Origin of the sequence: Mycolicibacterium duvalii (assembly GCF_010726645.1) — a bacterium.
Classification (GTDB): domain Bacteria; phylum Actinomycetota; class Actinomycetes; order Mycobacteriales; family Mycobacteriaceae; genus Mycobacterium; species Mycobacterium duvalii.
Genome location: NZ_AP022563.1, coordinates 3,280,062 through 3,300,527 on the forward strand (window position 1 = coordinate 3,280,062; position 20,466 = coordinate 3,300,527).

A 20,466-nucleotide genomic window follows, 5' to 3' on the forward strand; every position below is an offset into this window, starting at 1 on the left:
CTGGCGGGTCGTCAATGCGCGGCTCTATCCGGAGATTCGATTAACCTGCCAAATAGTTAGTTGTTTTCTGGATTTATACGTCGGGGAGGTTGTCATGGAGGTCACCAGTCTTCGCGAACCGAAGATGGCCGATCGGGTGGCCACAGTGCTGCGCCGGATGTTCATCAGGGGTGAGATTCCCGAGGGCACCATGCTTCCGCCTGAATCGGAACTTATGGAACGCTTCGGGGTGTCGCGGCCCACATTGCGCGAGGCATTTCGGGTGCTCGAGTCCGAATCCCTCATCCAGGTACAGCGCGGGGTGCGTGGCGGAGCTCGCGTCACCCCTCCGCGGCGCGAAACGCTGGCGCGCTATGCCGGCTTGATCCTGGAGTACGAGGGCGTCACCGTGAAGGACGTGTACGACGCCCGGGTGACACTCGAGGTTCCCATGGTCGAGCAGCTCGCCAAGGACCGCAATCCGAAGGTGATTGCCGAACTGGAGCAGATCGTGGATCGCGAGTCCCAATTGAAACCCGGCAGCGACGCGGTCGATCAGCTCACCGACTTCCACGCTGCGATGGCGCGGTTGTCCGGCAACAGCACACTGCAGATCGTGAGCGACATGTTGCATCACATCATCGAAAAGGCGAATCGCTCGCTGCAGCCCACTGCCGGTGCGCGCGCCGAGCAGGCGGTCCGCCGGTCGGCCAAGACTCACCGGATGGTGTTGGACATGATCAAGGCCGGCGACGCCGAGAACGCCGGCGAGCTTTGGAAGCGGCACCTGCAGAAGGCAGAGGAGTTCGTGCTGTCCGGCTCCGAAATGTCCACTGTCGTCGATCTTCTCGAATGAGAAGCGTGGACGAACGGGTAAACGAGCACGATCTCGAGACGCCTGACTCGATTCAGGTTCGCTTCGACATCACCTACCTCGAAGCCGACCCCGCCGACGCGACCGCGACGATGTCGATGCCGATGTGGCAGTACCGAAATCCGTTCACCGGCGCGCCATCGTTGGGGCCTTTGGCGATCTTGGTCGACGCAGCTGCTGGAATCGTCAACCACTACCGTCGGCGGCCCGGCCAGTGGACGGTGTCCAGCGAGTTGTCGATAGACCTTAGCCTCGGCGACGTCCGGGACCTGGATGGTCCCGTGCTGGCCACCGCCCATGCGTTCGGACCGTTGGGTGCCACATCGCTGGGGATCTGCACACTGACCTACGACGGGGTTGTTATCGGCGGCGGCACGGTGCGCTCATTCTTCATCGACGCGGATGTCGGTGTCTCCAAGTGGCCGGCGGAAACCCTGGACCTGTCGCCCCAGACGTCGATTGCAGACCGGATGGCAGTTCACGTTGGGCCGGAGGCCGATGGCCATGTCCTGGTGCAACGTATCGACCCGAATTTGAACAATGACATCGATATCGTGCACGGCGGGGTAGCGGCGGCCGGCCTGGAATTCGCGGCGTCGGCGGCGATCAACCACGGTCTACCCGACGCCCCTTTGCGGACCGCTTCGCTCCGGGTCAACTTTCTGCGGCCCTTCTTCGCCGGAGCGAACTCTCGCTACGAGGGCACACCGATGCGCGTCGGCCGCAACTCCGCAGTGGGCGACGCGAAGGCCATCGGCGACGACGGCAAGGTCGCGCTCACCGCGCGCCTGACCGCCTACCGCTGAGCACCGCGTCAATTCTGCCCGCCTCGTCGACGGCCCGCAGGCCGACGGTGCAGAACGCAAATGGCGCGTCGCCCGCGTGGACCCATTGGGAGTGATGAGTCACATCCGAAGTCCAAGAACACGTTCCGGCGTCAACGCGGTATTAGACGTGACCGGAGTGCGCGTCGCTGGGCGCGACCGCCGGGACAGGGGTTTCCTGGTGGCCCCGGCTCGGGAATCTACTCACCGATGGGCAGTTGCGGAACGGGTTGGCCGTTGTTGACACCCGTTTCCTGAGTGAGGTCGATGTTGTGGTCGAGATCAGCCGCCATCGGCACAAATCTGCACAGGAACGTGACTGCGAGTTGACATGGGTCAGCCGCTGGATCGGCGGCAGCAGGCGCGGCAATGCCGAGTGCCGCCGGAGCAAGGCCCATGGCGACGATGGCAGCCCGCAACTTCATGGCCCTCACTTCTTGGAGCGTGCGCGGAAGTCCGCCACCCGTTCCTTGAACTCGGGTGTCGAGAACGAGGTCAACTCTTCTGCGAGCGCGTACTCCAACACACCCTGCGCAGCGCGGGCCAGGTGCATGTTGAGCGCCACCTTCGATGACCGAAGCGCCTGCGGGGGCAACGCAGCGAACCGCTCGCCCAGTGCCAATGCTTCGTCGAGCACGGCGTCGTCGGGGACGACCTTGGTGACCAGGTTCAGCTTCTCCGCAATGGATGCGGTGATTCGATCGCCCAGCAGGACGTACTCCTTGGCCTTCATCATGCCGATCAGCAGAGGAAGCATCGCCGCGCCACCGTCGCCCGCCGTGAGCCCGACCGCGACGTGTGGGTCGGCCAGGTAGCTGTTCTCCCCCATCACCAACAGGTCGCTCAGGAGGGCGATCGAGCAACCCAGGCCCACAGCGGGTCCGTTGACGGCGGACACCAGTGGTTTGGGGAAGTTGATGACCTCGAGAAAAACCGTTCGGGCCTCGTGGATTTGGAACGTACGCGCCACCTCGTCCTCGATCAGGCGACCGAACATCACCATGTCACCGCCTGCCGAGAAGGCCTTGCCCACCCCGGTGGTCACGACGGCTTTCACATCGGTGTCGGCGTCGAGCACCTTCCAGATGGTGGCGAACGCGTGATGCACCTCTTCGGTGACGGCGTTGAGCGCTTCGGGGCGGTTGATGCTGACAACGTGGACATTGCCGCGCTTCTCCACCAGCAACCAGGGGGCGAACTGCTCGTAGCCGGCCAGGGTAGCGATTTCTGAAGTCGTCATGTGATGTCCCGTCAGTTCTTGTCGATGGAAAGGATGGTGACCGCCGACACCGCGGTCGGCCCACCGATGTTGTGTGCCAAGGCTACTCGCGCCCCGTCGACTTGGTTCTCGGCCTCACCGCGAAGTTGATTGAACAGTTCGTAGCACTGTGCCACGCCTGTGGCACCCGGGGGGTGCCCCTTGGCCTTCAATCCCCCACTCGGGTTGACTGGCATCGAGCCACCGACGTAGTGCTCGCGGCCCTCGACGAGCTTGTAAGCCTCGTACCTGTTGGCGAACCCGAGATCCTCATAGCTGATCAGCTCAACTCCGGTGAAGCAGTCGTGCACCTCCGCGACGTCGATGTCGCGGGGTGTCACACCGGCCATCTTCATGGCGGCCTTGGCTGCCCGCACCGTCGGCGGGAAGCTGGTCATGTCGTTCTTGTGCTGGTGCATCACCCTGTCCATACCGAGCCCGACACCACGCACCCACACCGGTCGATCGGTATAGCGGTCCACGACGTCCTCGGCAGCCAGGATGACGGCGGCAGCGCCGTCACTCTGAGGTGTGCAGTCGTAGAGTCCGAACGGCTCCACCACGATCGGCGCCGCCAGCGCCTGCTCCACGGTGATCTCGTAACGCAGTTGGGCTTTGGGATTTTTCAGCGCGTGGAAATGGTTCTTCACCGCCACCATGGCCATATGCTCCTTGGTGGCCGGTGACTCGTGCAGATACCGCATCACGTGCAGCGCGAAGTTCGCCGGCGCGACGAGCCCGAGCGGATAGTCCCATGCGTTGTCGCGGGTCATCGCCGCCCAGTCCCAGAACGTGGTGTTCGAGGCGGTTTCACGAACTTTGTCCGCTCCGACGACGAGCACCACGTCGTACATGCCCGACGCGATCGCCATCGTTCCATTGCGAATTGCGTCGTTGCCTGTGGCGCAGGCATTTTCGATTCGGGTGACCGGGATGTCAGTGAGATCGAGGGTGTCGGCGAGGATCCCCGACGGAAAGCCGTCAGTGGTGGACAGCTCGCCGAACCAAGCCGCCTCGATGTCTGCCTTCTCGATGCCCTTGTCCACCCCGGAGACGGCTTCGGCGTATGCCATCGGCACCAGGTCCTTGATGCCGAGTTCGAAGTGTTCGGCGAAGGGCGTCATCCCCGCGCCGACGATCGCGACGTTTCTCATGCGTGCGCTCCTTTCAAGGTGCGCCCCGGCCAGAACATGTAGCCGTAGTCGGGGATGCCAGCACGAACGGCGATTCTGCGCAGGACGATCGATCCTGGTTGCCCGATCGTCGCCTCGCCCGCGGGTACGCCGGTCACCTTGAGGAGCACCCGGACCGGACTGTCGTCGAGCTGTACCACCGCCAGCGAGTACGGGCTGGGCAGGTCGGGGACTGGGATGCGCACCGTGGTGTGCGTGTACACCGTGCCCGTGCGCGGCAAAGACTCGAGCCGGTACTCGGTGGCCAGGTGTCCGGAGTTGTCCACCCTCAGCCGCGGCGGAAACTGCGGCGCGGCGTCGATGCCAGGCCGCTCGTCGAAAACCGCTGCTTCCCAGCGGATTTTCGGCTCGAAGGCCCGCGCGTAGGCGGGCATCGAGATCGGGATGCCGATGCCTTCGGCGGTGCGGGTCTTCGGCAACTCCTGTGCTGGGTACTCGTCCCTCGAGAGCCGCGGTGGCTCATCCCCGAGTACGAGCTCAGCCGCGCTGATGCTGGACTGTTCGACGGCGAGCACCAACCCTCCCGCGCCGGACTCGATCGCGGCGGCGAGGACACGCACGACGGCCGCTGCGGAGACGCTCGTCTCACCGACGGCCGCCGACGTATCGAAGCCGCTCTTGAGTTGCGCCAGCGGCACCCCTGCCACCGCGGCGAGCACGGGCGTTCCGGTGAGGCCGAGGCGGTCGAGCGTCGAGCGCAATCCGACCTCCCGTTGCAGCCTGGGATCGGGGTACGCGTGCCGGGTACCGTCCTCGCCACGTGCCATCAACGGCAGGCTGCGGGTCTGACGCGCGATCGGGTTGACGGCGACACCACCGCCGCCGGTCAGGACCGCACCCGCACCCGCGGTTGCGTCGTTGTCGTCGGCGGCGACCACCAGGGTGCCCTCTGGGGCACCGACGATCTGATCCAGGACGGCGGGCGCGCAGCCGAGAACCTCGGTGACGGGCGTCGCGGCCGGCAGCGACAGCGCGGCCAGCAGCACCGCGCCGTTACCCCCTTCGAGGAGGGGGAAGTCGCGCGACACCAGCACCACGCGTTTCGCGGTCGCGTCGGGATCGGCGGCGCGTCCCGCGGCGACCGCCATGGTCAGCGCGTCCTCATCGGGCCCTTTCACCCGTCGATCCCGCACGGTCCACGGCGGCAGATAGGTGCCGATGGAGCCGATCTGAGTCATCGAGCCTCGCTTTGGTCATGGGCGTGTGACGCCACTCAACTAATGAGCTATATAGTTATAGCATTCAAGCGCGCAGCCGAGCGAAAGCGGAAGGGTCAACCACACTGTGAACAGTCCGGATCCCCGAACCCTGCGGGATCGCGTCGTCGTGGTGACCGGCGCCAGCCGCGGCATCGGCGCCGCTATCGCTGTCCGAGCGGCCCGAGACGGCGCGGCCGTTGCGCTGCTGGCCAAGACCGAAACCCCCAACCCCAAGATCGCGGGCACCCTCGCAGAGACGGCGGACGCCGTGCAACGTGCGGGCGGTCGGGCTCTGTCGGTGGCGTGTGACGTGCGTGACGCGGACGCGGTGGCGGCGGCGATCGCCTCGGTTGCCGACACGTTCGGCGGCATCGATGTCGTGATCAACAACGCGGGCGCGCTCGATCTGCGGTCGACCGAGACGTTGCCGCCGAAGAACCTGCGCCGACTTCTGGGGGTCAATGTCGAGGGCCCGTACGCGGTTGTGCACGCCGCGCTGTCCCACCTCCGCAAGTCGGCGAACGCGCACATCGTCAACGTCGCTCCCCCACTGGACATGAACCCCAGGTGGGTGGGTGCCCACGTCGGCCACACGGTCGGCAAGTACGCCGAAAGCCTGCTCACCCTCGGCTGGGCCGAGGAATTCGCCTCTGTGCCCATCGCCGTGAATTCGGTGTGGCCGGCCACCACCGTCGCCAGCACGGGGATGGTGGTCGCGATGGGCGAGGCCGTCGTGCGCGCGCAGGCCCGCAGCCCGCAGATCATGGCCGATGCTGTGCACGCCCTGGTTACCCGGCCCGCGGCGGCCTGCACTGGCCACTTCTACACCGACGAGGGCATCCTGCGCGAGGAGGGCGTCCACGATCTGTCGGAATACCGACTGGCCGCACGCGAAGAGGACCTGACGCCCAACTTCTACCTTCCGTCAGCCACGTTGCCGACCATCTAGGAGACATCGCTTGAATTCGTTCGATGCGTTGACCGCCCGTGAGCCCGAGTTGGCCAAGCTGCGCTTCGCCGTGCGGGACTTCCTGCGGTCCGACCGAGCCGAGTTCGGTTGGCGACCCGGCGTCGATTCATGGCTGGCCGGCTGGGACGAGGCATTCTCGGCGCGGCTGGGGGATGCCGGATTCGTCGGACTGACCATCCCCAAGCGATACGGCGGCCACGAACTCGGGCATCTGCACCGCTACGTGGTGGCCGAAGAACTCATCGCAGCGGGTGCGCCCGTCGCGGCGCATTGGACGGCCGACCGACAGGTCGCGCCGGGCCTGCTGAGCCACGGCACAGAAGAGCAGCGCGAACGGCTATTGCCCCAGATCGCGGCGGGCCGGTTCTACTCATCGATCGGCATGAGCGAGCACGGCGCGGGATCTGATCTAGCGGCCGTATCGACCAAGGCAACACGGGCCGACGGCGGCTGGCTGCTGTCCGGCACGAAGGTGTGGACCAGCGGGGCACACCACGCGCATCAGGTAGTCGTCCTGGCACGCACAAGTCCGCCGGATCCTCAACATCGACACGCAGGGTTCAGCCAGTTCCTCGTGCCCTGCGATGCCGACGGGGTGCGCGTGGAACCGGTCCTGCTGATGTCTGGTGCTCATCACTTCAACGAGGTGATCTTGGATTCGGTCTTCGTTTCCGACGCGGATGTCCTCGGCGAGATCGGCAACGGGTGGCACCAGGTCACATCCGAGTTGTCGTTCGAACGCAGCGGGCCCGAACGCATCCTGTCCACCGGACCGCTACTGCTTGCCGCGATCCGCGCGCTCAGCTCCGGTCTCGAGGCAGACGATCGCACGGCGGGCGAAATCGGACATCTGATGGCGCAACTGATCTCGCTGCGACAGCTGTCATTGTCGGTGGCCCGCACCCTCAGCGAGGGCGGCGATGCAGCGAATCAGGCGGCACTGGTCAAGGACCTCGGCACCCGCTTCGAAACCGAGTCGGTCGAGTTGGCCGCCGACCTACTGGAGGACTCACCGCCGAACCAGGAGCTGGAGGCGATGCTGAACACCGCTTGGCTGCACAAGCCCATGTTCACCCTGCGCGGCGGCACCAACGAGGTGCTGCGCGGCGTGGTTGCTCGAGGAATGGGGTTGCGGTGAGTGCGCTCATCGGCGGCGTGTTCGCCACGAAGGACACCGGGGACAGCGACGCCGAACTCCGCGGGCTCGTCGACGATCTCGGGCGGCGTTCCTATGACGCCGGGCTGGGCCGCCGCGGCATCCCCGACGTGTTCGACGCCGAACTGTGGGACAACCTCGAGGCGACCGGACTGGCCAGGCTCACGAGCACCCCCGACATGGGCGCCGGGCCGTCGGAGCTGGCGATAGCGCTCTATGGCGTGGCGCGGCATGCCGGCGCGGTCCCCTTGGCCGAAACCGACGCACTCGCAGGATGGCTCGGTCAACTCGCGGGCGTCGAGCTGCCCGGCGGGCCACTGACCGTGGCGGTCGCTGATGCCGAGACAGACGGCACGCGCATCACCGGCACCGCGAGGGACGTGCCCTGGGCGCGGGCATGCACCACGGTGCTCGCGGTCCGCGGGCGCGGCGGCCTGCGGGTCGGTGTGCTCGACCCGGCGTCCACCATCGCGCACGAGAATCACAATCTGGCGGGAGAACCCCGCGATTCGATCGAATTCGACGTGCCTGCCGCCCAATTGCGAGCCGTGGCGACAACAGCGGAGGACGAACTCATCCGCCGCGGCGCATGGTCACGATGTGTCCAGATCGTCGGAGCACTCGACGCCGCCGCGACGCTGACCGTCGAGTACACCCGCCAACGGGTGCAGTTCGGCCGCGCCCTGACCGCGTTTCAATCCGTCCAGCAATCGCTCGCCGGAATGGCGGGTGAGATCGAAAGGGCCCGCGCCGCAGTCGAACTGGCAGTCGCTGCGGCCACCGAACACGGCTTCGACTCCCCCTACACCGACTATGCCGTCGCCGTCGCCAAGGTCGCGGTCGGCCGTGCCATCGGTCCTGTCACCACCACTGCACATCAGCTGCACGGTGCGATCGGTGTCACCAGTGAGCATCCGCTGTGGCTGTTCACGTTGCGGGCCCAGAGCTGGAGCTCCGACTATGGCACCACCAACAACTTCGCTCGCCGTCTGGGTCGGCTGGCGCTGGCCGCGGAGGATCCGTGGGACCTGATAGCGGGCGATCTGGCCCAACTCGAAAACACCAATTGATAAGGGAGAACACGTGACTGTGCAACAATTCGACGGCGCCTCGGCCATCGTCAGCGGCGGTGCCGGCGGCCTGGGAGAGGCGACGGTACGCCGCCTCCACGCCGACGGGCTCGGCGTCGTGATCGCCGATCTCGCCGCGGACAGGGGCAAGGCGCTCGCAGACGAACTCGGGTCGCGGGCGTTGTTCGTCAGCACCGACGTGACGAGCGACGACAGCGTCCTTGCCACTATCGAGCAGGCCCAGCAGCTCGGCCAGTTGCGCTACGCGGTCGTCGCGCACGGCGGCTTCGGCGTGGCGCAACGGATCGTGCAGCGCGACGGCAGCCCGGCCGACATGACGGCATTCGACAAGACCATCAACCTCTATCTCAACGGCACCTACAACTTGACCCGCCTGGTTGCAGCCGCTGTCGCCGGCGCCGAACCCCTCGACAACGGCGAACGGGGTGCCATCGTGATGACCGCTTCGGTGGCCGGGTACGAAGGTCAGATCGGGCAAACTGCTTATGCCGCAGCAAAAGCCGGCGTCATCGGTTTGACGATCGCAGCTGCCCGCGACCTGAGCTCCGTGGGAATCCGGGTCAACACGATCGCCCCCGGAACGATGAAGACTCCGATCATGGAGTCCGTCGGAGAAGAAGCGATCGCCAAGTTCGCCGCCAACATCCCGTTCCCGAAGCGGCTCGGCGCACCCGACGAATATGCCGATGCGGCGGCGTTCCTGCTGACCAACACCTACGTCAACGGTGAGGTCATGCGCCTCGACGGGGCGCAGCGCTTCACCCCGAAATAATTCGGAACCGACGACGTCACGGTCTGGCTGGCGCCCGGCAGCCAGACCGTCCGTCCGATCGTCGGCAGGCGCGCTGAGGCGCCGCGAAGGCACGAAGATTGGGGTCGGTTGGTGGGGACGCTTTCGGATGTGTTGAACCTGTTTGAGCTGACGGTGCTGGAACCCGACACCTTCGAGGGCACCCAACCCGATCCGCCCAATCACCACATCGTCGGTGGCCAAATCGCCGCACAGGCGCTGATGGCCGCCAGTCGCACCGTGGAGGGGCGCCCACCGCACAGCGTGCACGTCTATTTCCTGCGCCGCGGGGATGCACGCCGGCCGGTCCGATTCGCGGTCTCTCGCCTGCATGACGGCGGCACGTTCTCGGCTCGCCGGATCGTCGCCACCCAAGGCGGTGAGGTGCTGATGGAGGGCCTCGCCTCGTTCACCGGCGGCGCCGACTCCGCCACCTACCAGCGCGAAATGCCCTACGCGCCGCCGCCCGAATCCTTGATTCCGATTGAAGAGCAACTGGCACCCTACGCCGAGGAGTTCGGCGGCTGGTGGGCCGATGAGCGTCCGTTCGACGTCCGCTACGTCGACCCGCCTCCGCGCGTCGCCATGGATTCAGATGAACCAGCGCGACCGGTGAGCCGGATCTGGCTACGGGCCAGGGGTGCCCTCCCGGTCGACCCCGTCACCAACAGTTGCGTACTCACGCTTCAAAGCGCCCTCACACCGGTCGAGGCCACGTTGGGGCCAATGCGCAAGTCGCAGTACGACATATCGGCGCTGCTCGATCACACCGTGTGGTTCCACCGGCCTGCCGACTTCTCGGACTGGCTCTTCTACGAACAAACCTCACCCACTGGGGCCGACGGTCGTGCGCTAGCGGCGGGCGCAATCTACAACAAAAGCGGGCACTTGGTGTGTACCGCTGTCCAGGAGGTCTACTTCCCTGCGCCCAGATAGTTAGCCACTATAAGATTGGGCGGACGAAGCCGGCGGAGGGCGACCATGGCAAGAGCGGAAACGACACGTGGGACATCACCCAGAGCGTGGGCGCGACCGCGCTGGGTGTTGCGGCCGGCCGGGCCGCGGAGACCAACAGCGAGAATCCGCTGATCCGAGATCCGTACGCGCAGATGTTCCTCGAGGCTGCGGGAAACGGTGTCTGGACCATGTATCTGCGCCCAGAGGAACTGCCCGCCGAACTGGTCGAGATCAATCCCCGCTTCAAAGAGCGGATGCAGGCGATGATGGCTGGCGGTTGGACTGGCCTGCCGGCAGTGTGGTCTACGAGATCGATCAGCCGAAGGTCCTGGACTTCAAGTTGTCCGCGCTCGAGGCGCACGGGGTTTCACCAGCAGCAACCTACGTCGGCGTTCCGGTCGACCTGCGCAACGATTGGCCGGCCGCCCTGCGCGCGGCCGGCTTCGATCCCGCCACCCCGACCGCCTGGTCCGCCGAGGGCATGCTGCCGTATCTGACCGCCAGTGCGCAGGACGTGCTCTTCGAGCGGATCACGGATCTGAGCGCAGCCGGCAGTCGGGCGGCGGTGGAGGCGTTCAACAACGAGTTCTTCAGCGCGGAGAGTTTTGCGCGACGCGAGGAACAAATCCAGCTATATCGCGAAGCCGCGGCCAAGCTGGGCCGGGAGGACATCGCTGCGTCTGGCAATCTCCTTTACGAGGAGGAGCGCACCGAGGTTGTCGATTGGCTCACCGCCCACGGTTGGCGGGCGTCCGGCGTCAGCGCGGCCGACCTGCTGGCCCGCAATGGCCGGTCCGTGCCAAGCGATCTGGACGACGGCGTTCCGCAGAGCGTCTTCGTTGACGCGCGGTTAATCTGACTGGCAATCACCGTGGCTGGCACGCGGTTCCGGGCTCAGAGCCGTCCCTCGACCTGAAGTTCCGGATGCACCCAGTCCGGTGAGTTCTTCTGCTTGAACGCCCGGAAGCCTTCGCGCGCCTCCGGACCGAACAGGCTGGTCTGCATGCCGATCCGGTCGTACAGGCCCAGGTAGTTGTCCAGGCTGGCCTTGATTACCCCGCGGGCCGCTGGAGCAGTCCGGCAGCTTTGTGCCAGAAGCTCTTTCGCGGTGTCGAGCAGTTCGTCGTGGGGAACCACCCTGGCGACCATGCCCCACTCCACCGCCTCTTGGGCGTTCAACGTCCGTCCGGTGAACATCAGGTCCTTTGTGCGGACCGGGCCGATCATCCGCGCCAGCACCTGGCTGTAGTAGGTGTCTGCGATGCCGCGGAACAGCTCGGGCACGCGGAAGGTGGCCCGGTCGCTGACCACGGCGAGATCGCTGCACATCGCGATCTGCAGGCCGCCGCCCTGACACAGCCCGTTGACCGCCGACACGACCGGCTTCGGAGACTGCCGCAACACGTCGAAGGGCGTCACGTCCATGCCCATGGTGGAGGCGAAGTCCATCCAGTTGTCCTCTGCCGCTTGACCGAGGTCGCCGCCGGGCGCGAAGACGTCACCGGTGCCGGTGATGAGCAGTCCCGCCAGGTCAGGATCCGCGTTGACCCGACTGATTGCGTAGCGGATGCCGAAGTACATGGCCGGAGTCATCGCGTTGCGTGCCTGCGGTCGATCCAAGGTGCAGATCGCGAACGCCCCCTCTCGTGTGAACGTGAGAAACGGGGTGCCGAGCCAGTCGCCGTCGGGTGGGCGCGGACCGCCGTTGGGGCTGTCGGACATCTGAAATCCCTTCCAGAGCTTTGAGTGTTCCGTCAGCATCAAATTAGCCAAATAGTTGAAGGATTCCAACTTCCCGGCGTAGCATCCACGGAATGGCGCACGTCACTTAGGCATGCCCGCACCGCCGCGCCGGGCGCGGAAAACAGCGATCTCAATGGAGGAAAATCGATGGGTTCACTCGACGGCCGGGTCGTCTTCATCACTGGCGCCGCCCGCGGGCAGGGCCGTTCGCACGCGGTGATGTGTGCCGAACAGGGCGCCAACATTGTCGGAGTCGACATCTGCGAGGACCTCGACGTCGTGCCCTACAAGCTCGGCACCTACGACGATCTCGAGGAGACCGCTCGCCTGGTCGAGAAGACCGGGCAGGAAATGCTGTTCGAGAAGGCCGACGTCCGCGACATGGCCGCACTGCAGAAGGTTTTCGACGCTGGAGTGGAGCGGTTTGGCCACATCGACACCGTCATCGCCAACGCCGGTGTGGTGCTCACCAATGCAGACGAGCGCGACGCCTCCGAAGCGCTGCGACTGGGCCTCGACATCATGCTGATCGGGGTGTGGAACACCTTCCAGGTCGCCATCCCACACATCAAGGAGCGCGGCCAGGGCGGCAACCTGATTGCGACCAGTTCCATGATCGCGTTGCTTGATCTCACCGACGGACGCGGTGGCACCGATGCCTATCTCACGTCGAAGCTCGCGATCACCGGCCTGGTGCGCGCCTACGCACTCATGCTCGCCGCCGACCGCATTCGCGTCAACGCCGTGGCGCCGACCAATTGCTCGACACCGATGATCACCGAGAATCCGGCACTCTTCAAGGTGATCGAGGAGAACCCGCACCTGGTCAACGCGATGTCGACCGCGCTGCCGGACTTCCCGATGATCGAACCACGCGATGTCAGCAACGCGATCCTGTTCTTGATCAGCGACGCGGGTCGCTCGTTCACCGGGAGCTTGTTGAAGGTAGACGCCGGGATGGACGTCAAGCGCTAGGCGACGACACCCGATGCAGTACGGAATAGCGGACCGCTCGGCGCTGGTCGTCGGCGGCAGTAAGGGAATCGGCTTCGAGGTCGCCAAGCAGCTCGCCGACGAGGGTGCGCGGGTGGCGGTGCTCGCGCGGACCAAAACCGACGTCGACGCCGCGGTCGAGGCCATCCGGGATGGTGGCGGCACGGCGATCGGCGTCACCGGCGACGTCAGTGATCCCGAGCAGCTCACCGCCGCCGTCCGCGAGACCTCAGCCGCACACGGTCCGCCGCTGATAGTGGTCGGTCAGGCCAAGTATCAGCGCCCGGGAGACTTCGCCGACATCACCGACGTGAATCTCTACCGCGAGTCCTTCGAGATGCACACCATGAGCCAGATTCTGCTCCTTCATGCAGTGCTGCCGGCGATGAAGAAGGCCGGCTGGGGGCGATTCGTCCACGTCGGCTCGGCCACCGCGAAGGAACCGGCGGGCAACATTCATCATGCGGTTGCCAACACCAGTCGACCGTCGACCGTCGGCATGCTCAAGACGGTCTCCGACGAGTACGCCAGATACGGCATTACGGTCAACACCGTCGCACCGGGTTGGATCGAGACGCAGAACGCGCTCGACTATCTGCAGAACCACCTCGGCACCAGTTCCGATGAAGAGCGCCGGGAGTTCATGCTGAACCAGGCCCGCGTCCCTGCGGCCCGCATGGGACGGCCGAGCGAAATCGCGTCTCTCATCACATATTTGTGTTCCGAGCCGGCCGGATACATCACCGGCAGCTGGATCGAAGTCGACGGTGGCTTGCACCGCTCGGCGTTCTGACGACGAGGAGAACGAATGGAAACCCTGGGTGCCCCAGAGCTGGCCTTCGCCGGACTGCCTATGGCCGCCGACCGCAACGCCGGGTGGGCGGCTCTGCGCGATGCGGGCCGGGTCGTCTTCGTCGACGGCTGGTTCTATCTGACCCACCGCGACGACGTGCTGTCCGCACTGCGGGACCCCGGCTTGTTCTCCTCGAAGAAGGCATTCGACGTCCTCGGCAGCCCGCTGCCCCTGGTCCCCATCGCGTTCGACCCGCCGGAGCACACCCGATTCCGCAAGATGTTGCAACCGTTTTTCAGCCCGCACACGCTGTCGCAGATGTTGCCCTCGCTACAGAAGCAGGCGATCGACATCATCGACGCGGTCGCCGCCAAGAGCGAATGCGAAGTGGTGGCCGACATCGCCATCCCCTATCCCTCGCAGGTCTTCCTCACCCTCTTCGGGCTGCCGCTGGAGGATCGCGACCGACTTGTCGCGTGGAAGGACTCCGTCATCGCGCTGGCTGATGCACCGTCGCTCGAGGGCGCCGATCTCACACCAGCACTCGAACTGTTCGCCTATCTGACTGAGGCGATCAACGAGCGACGCGCCAACCCGGGTCCAGACATCTTGTCGCAGTTGCTCACTGGTGACGACGCCCTCGACGATGCCGAGGCGATCGGCTTGAGCTACCTGTTCGTGCTGGCCGGACTGGATACCGTCACCGCGGCCATGACCGCCGCACTTCTCGAACTCGCTCGCAATCCGGAGTTGCGTGCCACGCTGCGCGACGACCCCAGCCAGATGAGCGTGTTCGTCGAGGAGATCGTCCGACTCGAGCCGCCCGCGCCGATGGTGCCGCGGGTCACCACCGCCGAGGTCACCATCGGCGACATCACCTTGCCCCCGAACACCCAGGTTCGGCTGTGCATCGGTGCGATCAACCGCGACGACAGCGATTCGATCTCAACGAACGACGTGGTGATGGATGGAAAGGTGCACCGGCACTGGGGATTCGGCGGCGGGCCGCACCGGTGCCTCGGTTCGCATCTTGCCCGCATGGAGATGAACCTGATCATCGGCGAGTGGCTACATCGCATCCCGGACTTCTCGCTCGAGCCCGGCTTCACCCCTGAGATCGTGTTCCCGGCGAACACCTTCGGGTTGGCGCGGCTCCCGCTACGGCTGGGGTGACGGGTTACACCGTCTAGGAGTACTTGACGACGAGCTGCTGCTTGTAGAGCTTGCCGGCATCGGTGCGTGGCAACTGCGCCTCGAACGAGATCGAGCGCGGACACTTGTAGTGCGCCAATCGCTTCCGAAGCCAGTCGAGCAGCTCTGTCGCGAATGCGTCGGTGGCGTCGGCAGGATCGACCAGCTGAACCACCCCCTTGACCGACTGCCCCATCTCGTCGTCCGGGATGCCGAACACCGCGGCGTCGAGCACCTTGGGATGGGTGATCAGCAGATCCTCGGCTTCCTGCGGGTAGATGTTCACGCCGCCCGAGATGATCATGTGGTGTCTGCGGTCGGTGAGATATAGGTAGCCGTGGTCATCGAGATACCCAATGTCGCCCACCGTCGCCCAGCCGTGTGCATTGCGCGCAGCCGACGTTTTCGCCTCATCCTTGAGGTAAGTGAAGGAATAGCCACCCTCGTAATAGATTTCGCCCGCCTGTCCGGGCGGCAACTCGCGGCCGTCCCCGTCGAGGATGTGCGGCACTCCGACCAGCGGACGGCCCACCGAACCCGGATGGTTCAGCCAGTCCTCCGCGCGGATGAAGGACGCACCCACGGCTTCCGACGAGGCGTAGTACTCGTCGATGATCGGCCCCCACCACTGGATCATCTGCTTCTTGATGTCGATCGGGCAGGGGGCTGCGGCGTGGACTACCCGCTTCAGGCTCGAGATGTCATACGAATGTCGGACTCCTTCAGGCAGTTTGAGCATCCGAACGAGCATTGCCGGAACGAACTGGCCGTGCGTGACGCCGTATCGCTGAATACACTCCAGCGCGGCCTCGGGGTCGAACTTCTCCATGACCACGGTGGTGCCGCCCAATGACTGCACCGCCATCGACCAAAACGACGGTGCGGTATGGTACAACGGCGCCGGACTCAAGTACACAGAGTCACCGGTGATTCCAACGGCATCAAGCAGTGGCATCAATATGTTGTGCGCCTTCGCCGGCGGCAGATGCGGAAGCTCTCGGCGGATCCCCTTGGGCCGTCCGGTGGTACCCGAGGAGTACTGCAGAAGGTCGCCCTCGGTCTCGTCGGGGATCGGCGTCGACGGTTGGTCGGCAACACATTCCGGATAGCGCGTCCAGCCGGCGAGGTCGTCGTCGGCCATCAGCAACACGTCGGGCAGTCCGGCAGAAAGATGGGTTCCGAGGCCTTCGCACACCGCGCGCATGGCACACGAACCGACCACCGCCTTGGCGCCACTGTTCTCGACGATGTACGCCGCCTCGGCCGCGGTCAGGTGGGTGTTGATCAGCGCGTAATACAGACCACTGCGTCGAGCCGCCCACATCACCGCGTGAATGTGTTCGTTGTTCTCCATGACCACCGCCACGGTATCGCCCTCACGCAGGCCGGCGGCCCGCCAGAAATGAGCGAGCCGATTGGCCCGTTCCTCGAGTTCAGCGAAGCCGATCTCGGTGCCCGCTCGGGCCAGAATGATGGCTGGCTTGTCCACGTCGACATGGTCACGGATCTGCATGCCACTCTCCTTGCTCGTAAGCTTCTCGGTACCAATCCTGTTCGCGGGTAGGGTTTTACCGCGTCCCCAAGTCGTCTAGTCTAGTAGCATGCCCCGTACCATTTGGAACCCCGAAACCACCGCCGTCGTCTGCGTCGAATGCCAGAACGGCGTGCTGGGGCCGGAATCGGTCTTGCCGGCGTTGGCCGCCGACAGCGCCGACCTTGTGAGCAACGTGCGCCGCCTGCTCGAATCCGCGCGCGAGTTCGGTGCCCGAGTGGTGCATGCCACCTATGAGGGCAACTTTGGCGGCCAGCCGACAGGTACCGCCTGGCTGTGGCGCGCGCTCGGCCCGGCGACAGCGCATTGGAAGCCTGGCACAGCTGAAACCTCCGTCGTTCCAGAGTTGTTGGGCGAGCATGATCTCGTACTCCCCCGTCATCACGGCCTGTTTCCCACGGTGGACTCGGAACTGCTGCCGGTACTGAAGGGCCTTGGCATCACCACGATCGTTCTGGTGGGCGTGTCGTTGAATCTGGCCATCACCCACACCGCCGGGCACGCCACCCAAGCCGGCTTCGAGCTCGTCGTACCCCGCGACGCCGTCGGAGGAACCCCGGTCGAGTACGCGGAGCAGGTGCTGAACAACACGATTGCCGTACTCGGTCGGCTGACCACCGTCGACAAGTTGATCGAGGAATGGACTCCTGCTCCATCGCCGGTGTAACGCCCACCCGGCCCTCGACAGATCAGACCGGATCGAATCCAGAGATCAGCCAACGGTTGTCAATCTTATCGAGACTCACGCGAACACTGGACACGCTCACGCTTGGATTGTCCTTTCCGATCGTGACGGCCTGGCTCACGAAGACGAGCACGACGGCGTGATCGGCGTCGGCGGACACCGACACCGCCGCCGGAATGGTCGGTGCCGCACTCAGGTCCCGATCCACGGTGTCGGGGTTGTAGGACAGCAGTGCGTTGGTGGAATCCTTGGCCGCCTAGAGAGATTCGGCGGCCGCGGTCTGCGAATCATGCACAGAGGAGTACTGCCACTTGAAGTAGCCCCCCCGCCATCGCCAGTATCAGCGCCAGACCGGGCAGTACGCCGTACACGAGTATCCGACGCCAGGCGGTGCGACGTGTCTCGGTGGCCGGCAGCTTCTGTTCCCCCTCGTCGACATCGGCTGTGCGATCGGGTGCGGGAACGTCATCGCCCAGCGGCGCGACGGCATCGACGTCAACGGAGCTCTCCTGCGCAGGTGAGCCATCCGGTGGCGCGTCGGCGACGCCAACGCTCCCACGCCTCTTCAATGTGATCACTGCACGAACTCCACGTTCGAGACCTTCACGTCGTGTCCAATCTTTCTGCATGGTCAAACGCATCCGCCATGTACGCGGCCGATGTTGCTGTTATGCCGCAGCGGCATTCGACGTGATCACTTTTACCGCAACGATCGCCTTCGCCTCATCTCCGGTGACCGACTCCAGCCCGGACTCGGCCACCGTGCCAACCGCCTTCGACTGCGTCTGTTTGACGAGGTCGACGAACGGCGTTGACCTCTGGGCGAAGACGTCGTAGAAGGTGCCGGTAGCGGAGTCCAGTATGCGTTGGATGTCAACGTCGGCTTCGTGGTAGTCGATGGTGGTGAGATTCACCGCGCCCTGCCGGGCGGCCTGCAGGTACAACCCGTTGGCCTGCGTCGACTGCCTGGCCTCGTGGGCGTGCACGCCCAACCACCCGGCCAACGCGCCAAGGGCGAGCACCGTGACCAAACCTGCGACGAGCCCCCGCCGCAGGTGCGGTACCCAGCGGCCGGCTTCTTTCTCGGTCCGGCCCTCGGTGAGGTCATCAGTGTCGTCGTCGCGCCGACTGCGTCGGCGTAGTCGAGAACGTCGGCGGCGGAGGATGTTTCGTCGTCCGACGTTTCGGTGGTGTCAGCGCCGGAGGCTTTCAGCTCCCCGGAGATGCCACCATGGACTGCTACGTCTACTCCTTCGAGGCGCCCCTGGCCAAATTGGCCTGGGTGTAGACCTTGCCGTCCGGGCTCATGTAGGTGCCGGTGGCCGGGCCGTACTCGGCGGTCACGAGGCGAACGCCGCGACAGTGGTGAAGGTGATTGCCGAACGGCGACATCTGCCGACACCCAACGACGAGTGCCGACTGCTGGCGGCCATCGGTATGCTGCTGGTCGAGCGCGTCCTTGATCGATGGGTGTCGGCACCGGGGCGCGCTCTCGACGATCTGATCCGCCAGGAGTTCGCGGCGCTGCCCGCGGTACTGAAGTAGAGGCTTCGCTACCGCCGACGAATCGTCGAAGCGCCTACCGTTGAGGCCACATGCCGGTCATGCTGGCTAGGTCCCGTCGCTCTCGTGCCGGATGGTGAATTCGGGTATGCGGTAACCACTCTCGCCGAGGTCCGCAATGCAGGCCTGCACTGGTTGGCCGATGCGGACGTCGGCCGGGTCGGCGTCGATAACCGCGTTGATACGCAGGCCTGGCTGTTCGTCGAGTTCGATGAGGCCGACGACGTAGGGCGGTATGCGGCCCGGCACCAGCGCCTGGCGTATCACGATGTAGCTGAAGATGGTGCCCCGACCGCTGACTTCTTCGAAGTGCACCGGGCCGCCGGTATATCGGCTGCGTTCCAACGGGGGATGAATCCACTTGCCAGTGTCGTCGCAGCGACACAGCATCAACTTGCCCTGCTTGAGACCCTCCCAATACGGTGCCGAGTCCGGGTCCGGAACCGGGATCGGCGGCATCAGTTGCGGATTGGTGGCCGATGGCGATGCCGCGGCTGTTGATGTCATGGCTTCTCCCTGCTGTAGACGTTGGCACCGCCGAAAGGACCGCCGCCGGCAGTGACGAGAGCGAGCTGTGCGTCGTCGACCTGGCGTACGCCGGCGGCGTGGCGCAGCTGCAAGGCGGCTTCGTAGTGGTGGTTGAGGCCGTGGATGTAGCCCTCGGATAACAGGCCGCCGTGTGGGTTCACCACCACGTCGCCGCCGTACGTCGCGCGGCCGGTGGAGAAGAACTTGCCCACCTCGCCCTTCTCGCAGAAACCGAAGCCTTCCATGGTGGCCATCACCGTGTAGGTGAAGCAGTCGTACATGCAGGCCAGATCCATGTCGGCCGGCGTCAGACCCGTCTTCTCCCAGATTTTAGGACCCGCCGTGCGCGAATACATCTCGGTTGGGTCATCCCACTCTGTCCACCCCGCCCCGCCCTGGGAGTTCGACGATCCGACCAGCCACATGGGATCCTGCTTGGCGTTGCGCGCGATGTCCTCGCCGGTGATCAGGATAGCCACCGCCCCGTCGACCTCGGACGTGCAGTCCAGCACCCGGAACGGCTCGTTGATCCACCGCGCGGCCAAGTAGTCGTCCATCGACAGCGGCTCACGACGCAGCGCATGCTCATTGGGGCCAGCATGTTTGCGCTGAGTGATCGCGATGTGACCGAGATCCTCACAGGTGGAGCCGTACTCGTGCTGATGGCGGCGGGCCCACATGGCGAACCACTGCGGCGGCACCATAAAACCGGATGCGGTGTCGAACTGGTCGTGATGCGGCACCTGCATCGGACCCTCGACATGACCGAACCGGTAACCGGACCGGCCATTGAGCGAGCGATACACCAGTACCGCCTTGCACATCCCGGCTTCGATCACCGCTGCGGCAGTGGCGATCTGGTCGGCGACCAGGTTCCCACCGCCGTACATCGAGTTGGCCCATGCCAACTCGTCGATTCCGAGCGCCCACCCCACAAAGATCGGCTGCTCGGAGTCTCCTGCAGAGAACGTACAGATTCCGTCGATGTCGGCAGGTGTCAGCCCGGCGTCTTCGATGGCATCCCGGCAGGCGGCGACGGCCATGCCGCGGGTGGTGCGGCCGGACTTCTTCGAGTAGGTGGTGCGGCCGATTCCGATGACGGCACAGGTCATTTCATCTCTCCAGTC

Annotated in this window: 22 protein-coding genes and 1 pseudogene; 13 read left to right on the plus strand and 10 right to left on the minus strand. The window is 65.2% G+C overall.

The window, feature by feature from the left end; translation table 11 throughout:
* The first annotated feature begins 94 nt into the window (after positions 1–94).
* Both G6N31_RS15475 and G6N31_RS15480 read left to right on the plus strand, forming a co-directional pair.
* The gene (locus G6N31_RS15475; RefSeq protein ID WP_069412477.1) at positions 95–835 is read left to right on the plus strand and encodes a FadR/GntR family transcriptional regulator; all 741 of its coding nucleotides are present in this window, start codon (positions 95–97) and stop codon (positions 833–835) included.
* Complete coding sequence (locus G6N31_RS15480; RefSeq protein WP_098002308.1) at positions 832–1,659, plus strand: PaaI family thioesterase; 828 nt, start codon at positions 832–834, stop codon at positions 1,657–1,659. Before G6N31_RS15475 ends, G6N31_RS15480 begins: the two co-directional genes overlap by 4 nt.
* Before the next feature lie 218 nt (positions 1,660–1,877).
* Here G6N31_RS15480 and G6N31_RS15485 read toward each other — a convergent pair whose 3' ends face one another.
* The 4 genes from G6N31_RS15485 to G6N31_RS15500 are packed head-to-tail and all read right to left on the minus strand — an operon-like array spanning position 1,878 to position 5,306.
* A complete protein-coding gene (locus G6N31_RS15485) occupies positions 1,878–2,102 on the minus strand; it encodes a fibronectin-binding protein (RefSeq protein ID WP_133117661.1) in 225 nt (74 codons plus the stop codon).
* 5 nt (positions 2,103–2,107) lie between these two features.
* A complete protein-coding gene (locus G6N31_RS15490) occupies positions 2,108–2,917 on the minus strand; it encodes an enoyl-CoA hydratase/isomerase family protein (RefSeq protein ID WP_098002307.1) in 810 nt (269 codons plus the stop codon).
* An 11-nt stretch (positions 2,918–2,928) separates the two neighbouring features.
* Positions 2,929–4,089 (minus strand): thiolase C-terminal domain-containing protein, encoded by a 1,161-nt coding sequence (locus G6N31_RS15495; RefSeq protein ID WP_098002306.1) that lies wholly within the window; start codon positions 4,087–4,089, stop codon positions 2,929–2,931.
* Positions 4,086–5,306, minus strand: coding sequence for a Zn-ribbon domain-containing OB-fold protein (locus G6N31_RS15500; protein ID WP_098002305.1), 1,221 nt, complete (start codon positions 5,304–5,306; stop codon positions 4,086–4,088). Before G6N31_RS15500 ends, G6N31_RS15495 begins: the two co-directional genes overlap by 4 nt.
* Before the next feature lie 106 nt (positions 5,307–5,412).
* Here G6N31_RS15500 and G6N31_RS15505 point away from each other — a divergent pair, with 106 nt between their 5' ends.
* The 6 genes and pseudogenes from G6N31_RS15505 to G6N31_RS15530 all read left to right on the plus strand — a co-directional run bounded on the left by G6N31_RS15505 (position 5,413) and on the right by G6N31_RS15530 (position 11,150).
* On the plus strand, positions 5,413–6,276 hold the full coding sequence (locus G6N31_RS15505) for an SDR family oxidoreductase (protein WP_098002304.1): 864 nt from the start codon (positions 5,413–5,415) through the stop codon (positions 6,274–6,276).
* A gap of 10 nt (positions 6,277–6,286) precedes the next feature.
* Positions 6,287–7,435: an acyl-CoA dehydrogenase family protein gene (locus G6N31_RS15510; RefSeq protein ID WP_098002303.1), complete on the plus strand. Its 1,149-nt coding sequence runs from the start codon at positions 6,287–6,289 to the stop codon at positions 7,433–7,435.
* Positions 7,432–8,523, plus strand: coding sequence for an acyl-CoA dehydrogenase family protein (locus G6N31_RS15515; protein ID WP_098002302.1), 1,092 nt, complete (start codon positions 7,432–7,434; stop codon positions 8,521–8,523). Before G6N31_RS15510 ends, G6N31_RS15515 begins: the two co-directional genes overlap by 4 nt.
* Positions 8,524–8,536: 13 nt before the next feature.
* Entirely contained in the window at positions 8,537–9,316 is a 780-nt protein-coding gene (locus tag G6N31_RS15520) for an SDR family oxidoreductase (RefSeq protein ID WP_069412485.1), read from the plus strand.
* Between the two features lie 111 nt (positions 9,317–9,427).
* A complete protein-coding gene (locus tag G6N31_RS15525; RefSeq protein ID WP_308207641.1) occupies positions 9,428–10,270 on the plus strand; it encodes an acyl-CoA thioesterase in 843 nt (280 codons plus the stop codon).
* A 14-nt stretch (positions 10,271–10,284) separates the two neighbouring features.
* Positions 10,285–11,150, plus strand: a pseudogene (locus G6N31_RS15530) (SAM-dependent methyltransferase).
* Between the two features lie 35 nt (positions 11,151–11,185).
* Here G6N31_RS15530 and G6N31_RS15535 read toward each other — a convergent pair.
* Positions 11,186–12,013: an enoyl-CoA hydratase/isomerase family protein gene (locus G6N31_RS15535; protein ID WP_098002300.1), complete on the minus strand. Its 828-nt coding sequence runs from the start codon at positions 12,011–12,013 to the stop codon at positions 11,186–11,188.
* A gap of 168 nt (positions 12,014–12,181) precedes the next feature.
* Between G6N31_RS15535 and G6N31_RS15540 the strand changes: the two genes are divergently transcribed.
* Genes G6N31_RS15540 through G6N31_RS15550 form a run of 3 tightly spaced genes read left to right on the plus strand, consistent with a single transcriptional unit; the run spans position 12,182 to position 14,993 of the window.
* Positions 12,182–13,009: a mycofactocin-coupled SDR family oxidoreductase gene (locus G6N31_RS15540; RefSeq protein WP_098002299.1), complete on the plus strand. Its 828-nt coding sequence runs from the start codon at positions 12,182–12,184 to the stop codon at positions 13,007–13,009.
* 13 nt (positions 13,010–13,022) lie between these two features.
* A complete protein-coding gene (locus G6N31_RS15545) occupies positions 13,023–13,820 on the plus strand; it encodes an SDR family oxidoreductase (RefSeq protein ID WP_098002298.1) in 798 nt (265 codons plus the stop codon).
* 15 nt (positions 13,821–13,835) lie between these two features.
* Complete coding sequence (locus tag G6N31_RS15550) at positions 13,836–14,993, plus strand: cytochrome P450 (RefSeq protein ID WP_098002297.1); 1,158 nt, start codon at positions 13,836–13,838, stop codon at positions 14,991–14,993.
* Positions 14,994–15,006: 13 nt separating this feature from the next.
* Here G6N31_RS15550 and fadD4 read toward each other — a convergent pair whose 3' ends face one another.
* A complete protein-coding gene (gene fadD4 / locus G6N31_RS15555; protein WP_098002296.1) occupies positions 15,007–16,524 on the minus strand; it encodes a fatty-acid--CoA ligase FadD4 in 1,518 nt (505 codons plus the stop codon).
* Between the two features lie 88 nt (positions 16,525–16,612).
* On the opposite strand from fadD4, the gene G6N31_RS15560 reads away from it, so the two are divergent.
* Positions 16,613–17,230, plus strand: coding sequence for a cysteine hydrolase family protein (locus tag G6N31_RS15560; protein ID WP_069412493.1), 618 nt, complete (start codon positions 16,613–16,615; stop codon positions 17,228–17,230).
* A gap of 22 nt (positions 17,231–17,252) precedes the next feature.
* Here the strand turns inward: G6N31_RS15560 and G6N31_RS27495 are convergent, their stop codons facing one another.
* Together G6N31_RS27495 and G6N31_RS15570 are read right to left on the minus strand one after the other, a co-directional pair.
* Positions 17,253–17,456, minus strand: coding sequence for a hypothetical protein (locus G6N31_RS27495; RefSeq protein ID WP_234815199.1), 204 nt, complete (start codon positions 17,454–17,456; stop codon positions 17,253–17,255).
* 460 nt (positions 17,457–17,916) lie between these two features.
* Positions 17,917–18,270 (minus strand): Rv1363c family protein, encoded by a 354-nt coding sequence (locus tag G6N31_RS15570; RefSeq protein ID WP_133117660.1) that lies wholly within the window; start codon positions 18,268–18,270, stop codon positions 17,917–17,919.
* A gap of 349 nt (positions 18,271–18,619) precedes the next feature.
* On the opposite strand from G6N31_RS15570, the gene G6N31_RS15575 reads away from it, so the two are divergent.
* A complete protein-coding gene (locus tag G6N31_RS15575) occupies positions 18,620–18,793 on the plus strand; it encodes a hypothetical protein (RefSeq protein WP_234815198.1) in 174 nt (57 codons plus the stop codon).
* A 66-nt stretch (positions 18,794–18,859) separates the two neighbouring features.
* On the opposite strand, the gene G6N31_RS15580 is transcribed toward G6N31_RS15575, so the two are convergent.
* Positions 18,860–19,318, minus strand: a complete 459-nt coding sequence (locus G6N31_RS15580; protein ID WP_179964190.1) for a Zn-ribbon domain-containing OB-fold protein — start codon at positions 19,316–19,318, stop codon at positions 18,860–18,862.
* On the minus strand, positions 19,315–20,451 hold the full coding sequence (locus G6N31_RS15585; RefSeq protein WP_098002293.1) for a thiolase C-terminal domain-containing protein: 1,137 nt from the start codon (positions 20,449–20,451) through the stop codon (positions 19,315–19,317). The genes G6N31_RS15580 and G6N31_RS15585 overlap by 4 nt, the downstream gene beginning before the upstream one ends.
* Positions 20,452–20,466 lie beyond the last annotated feature (15 nt).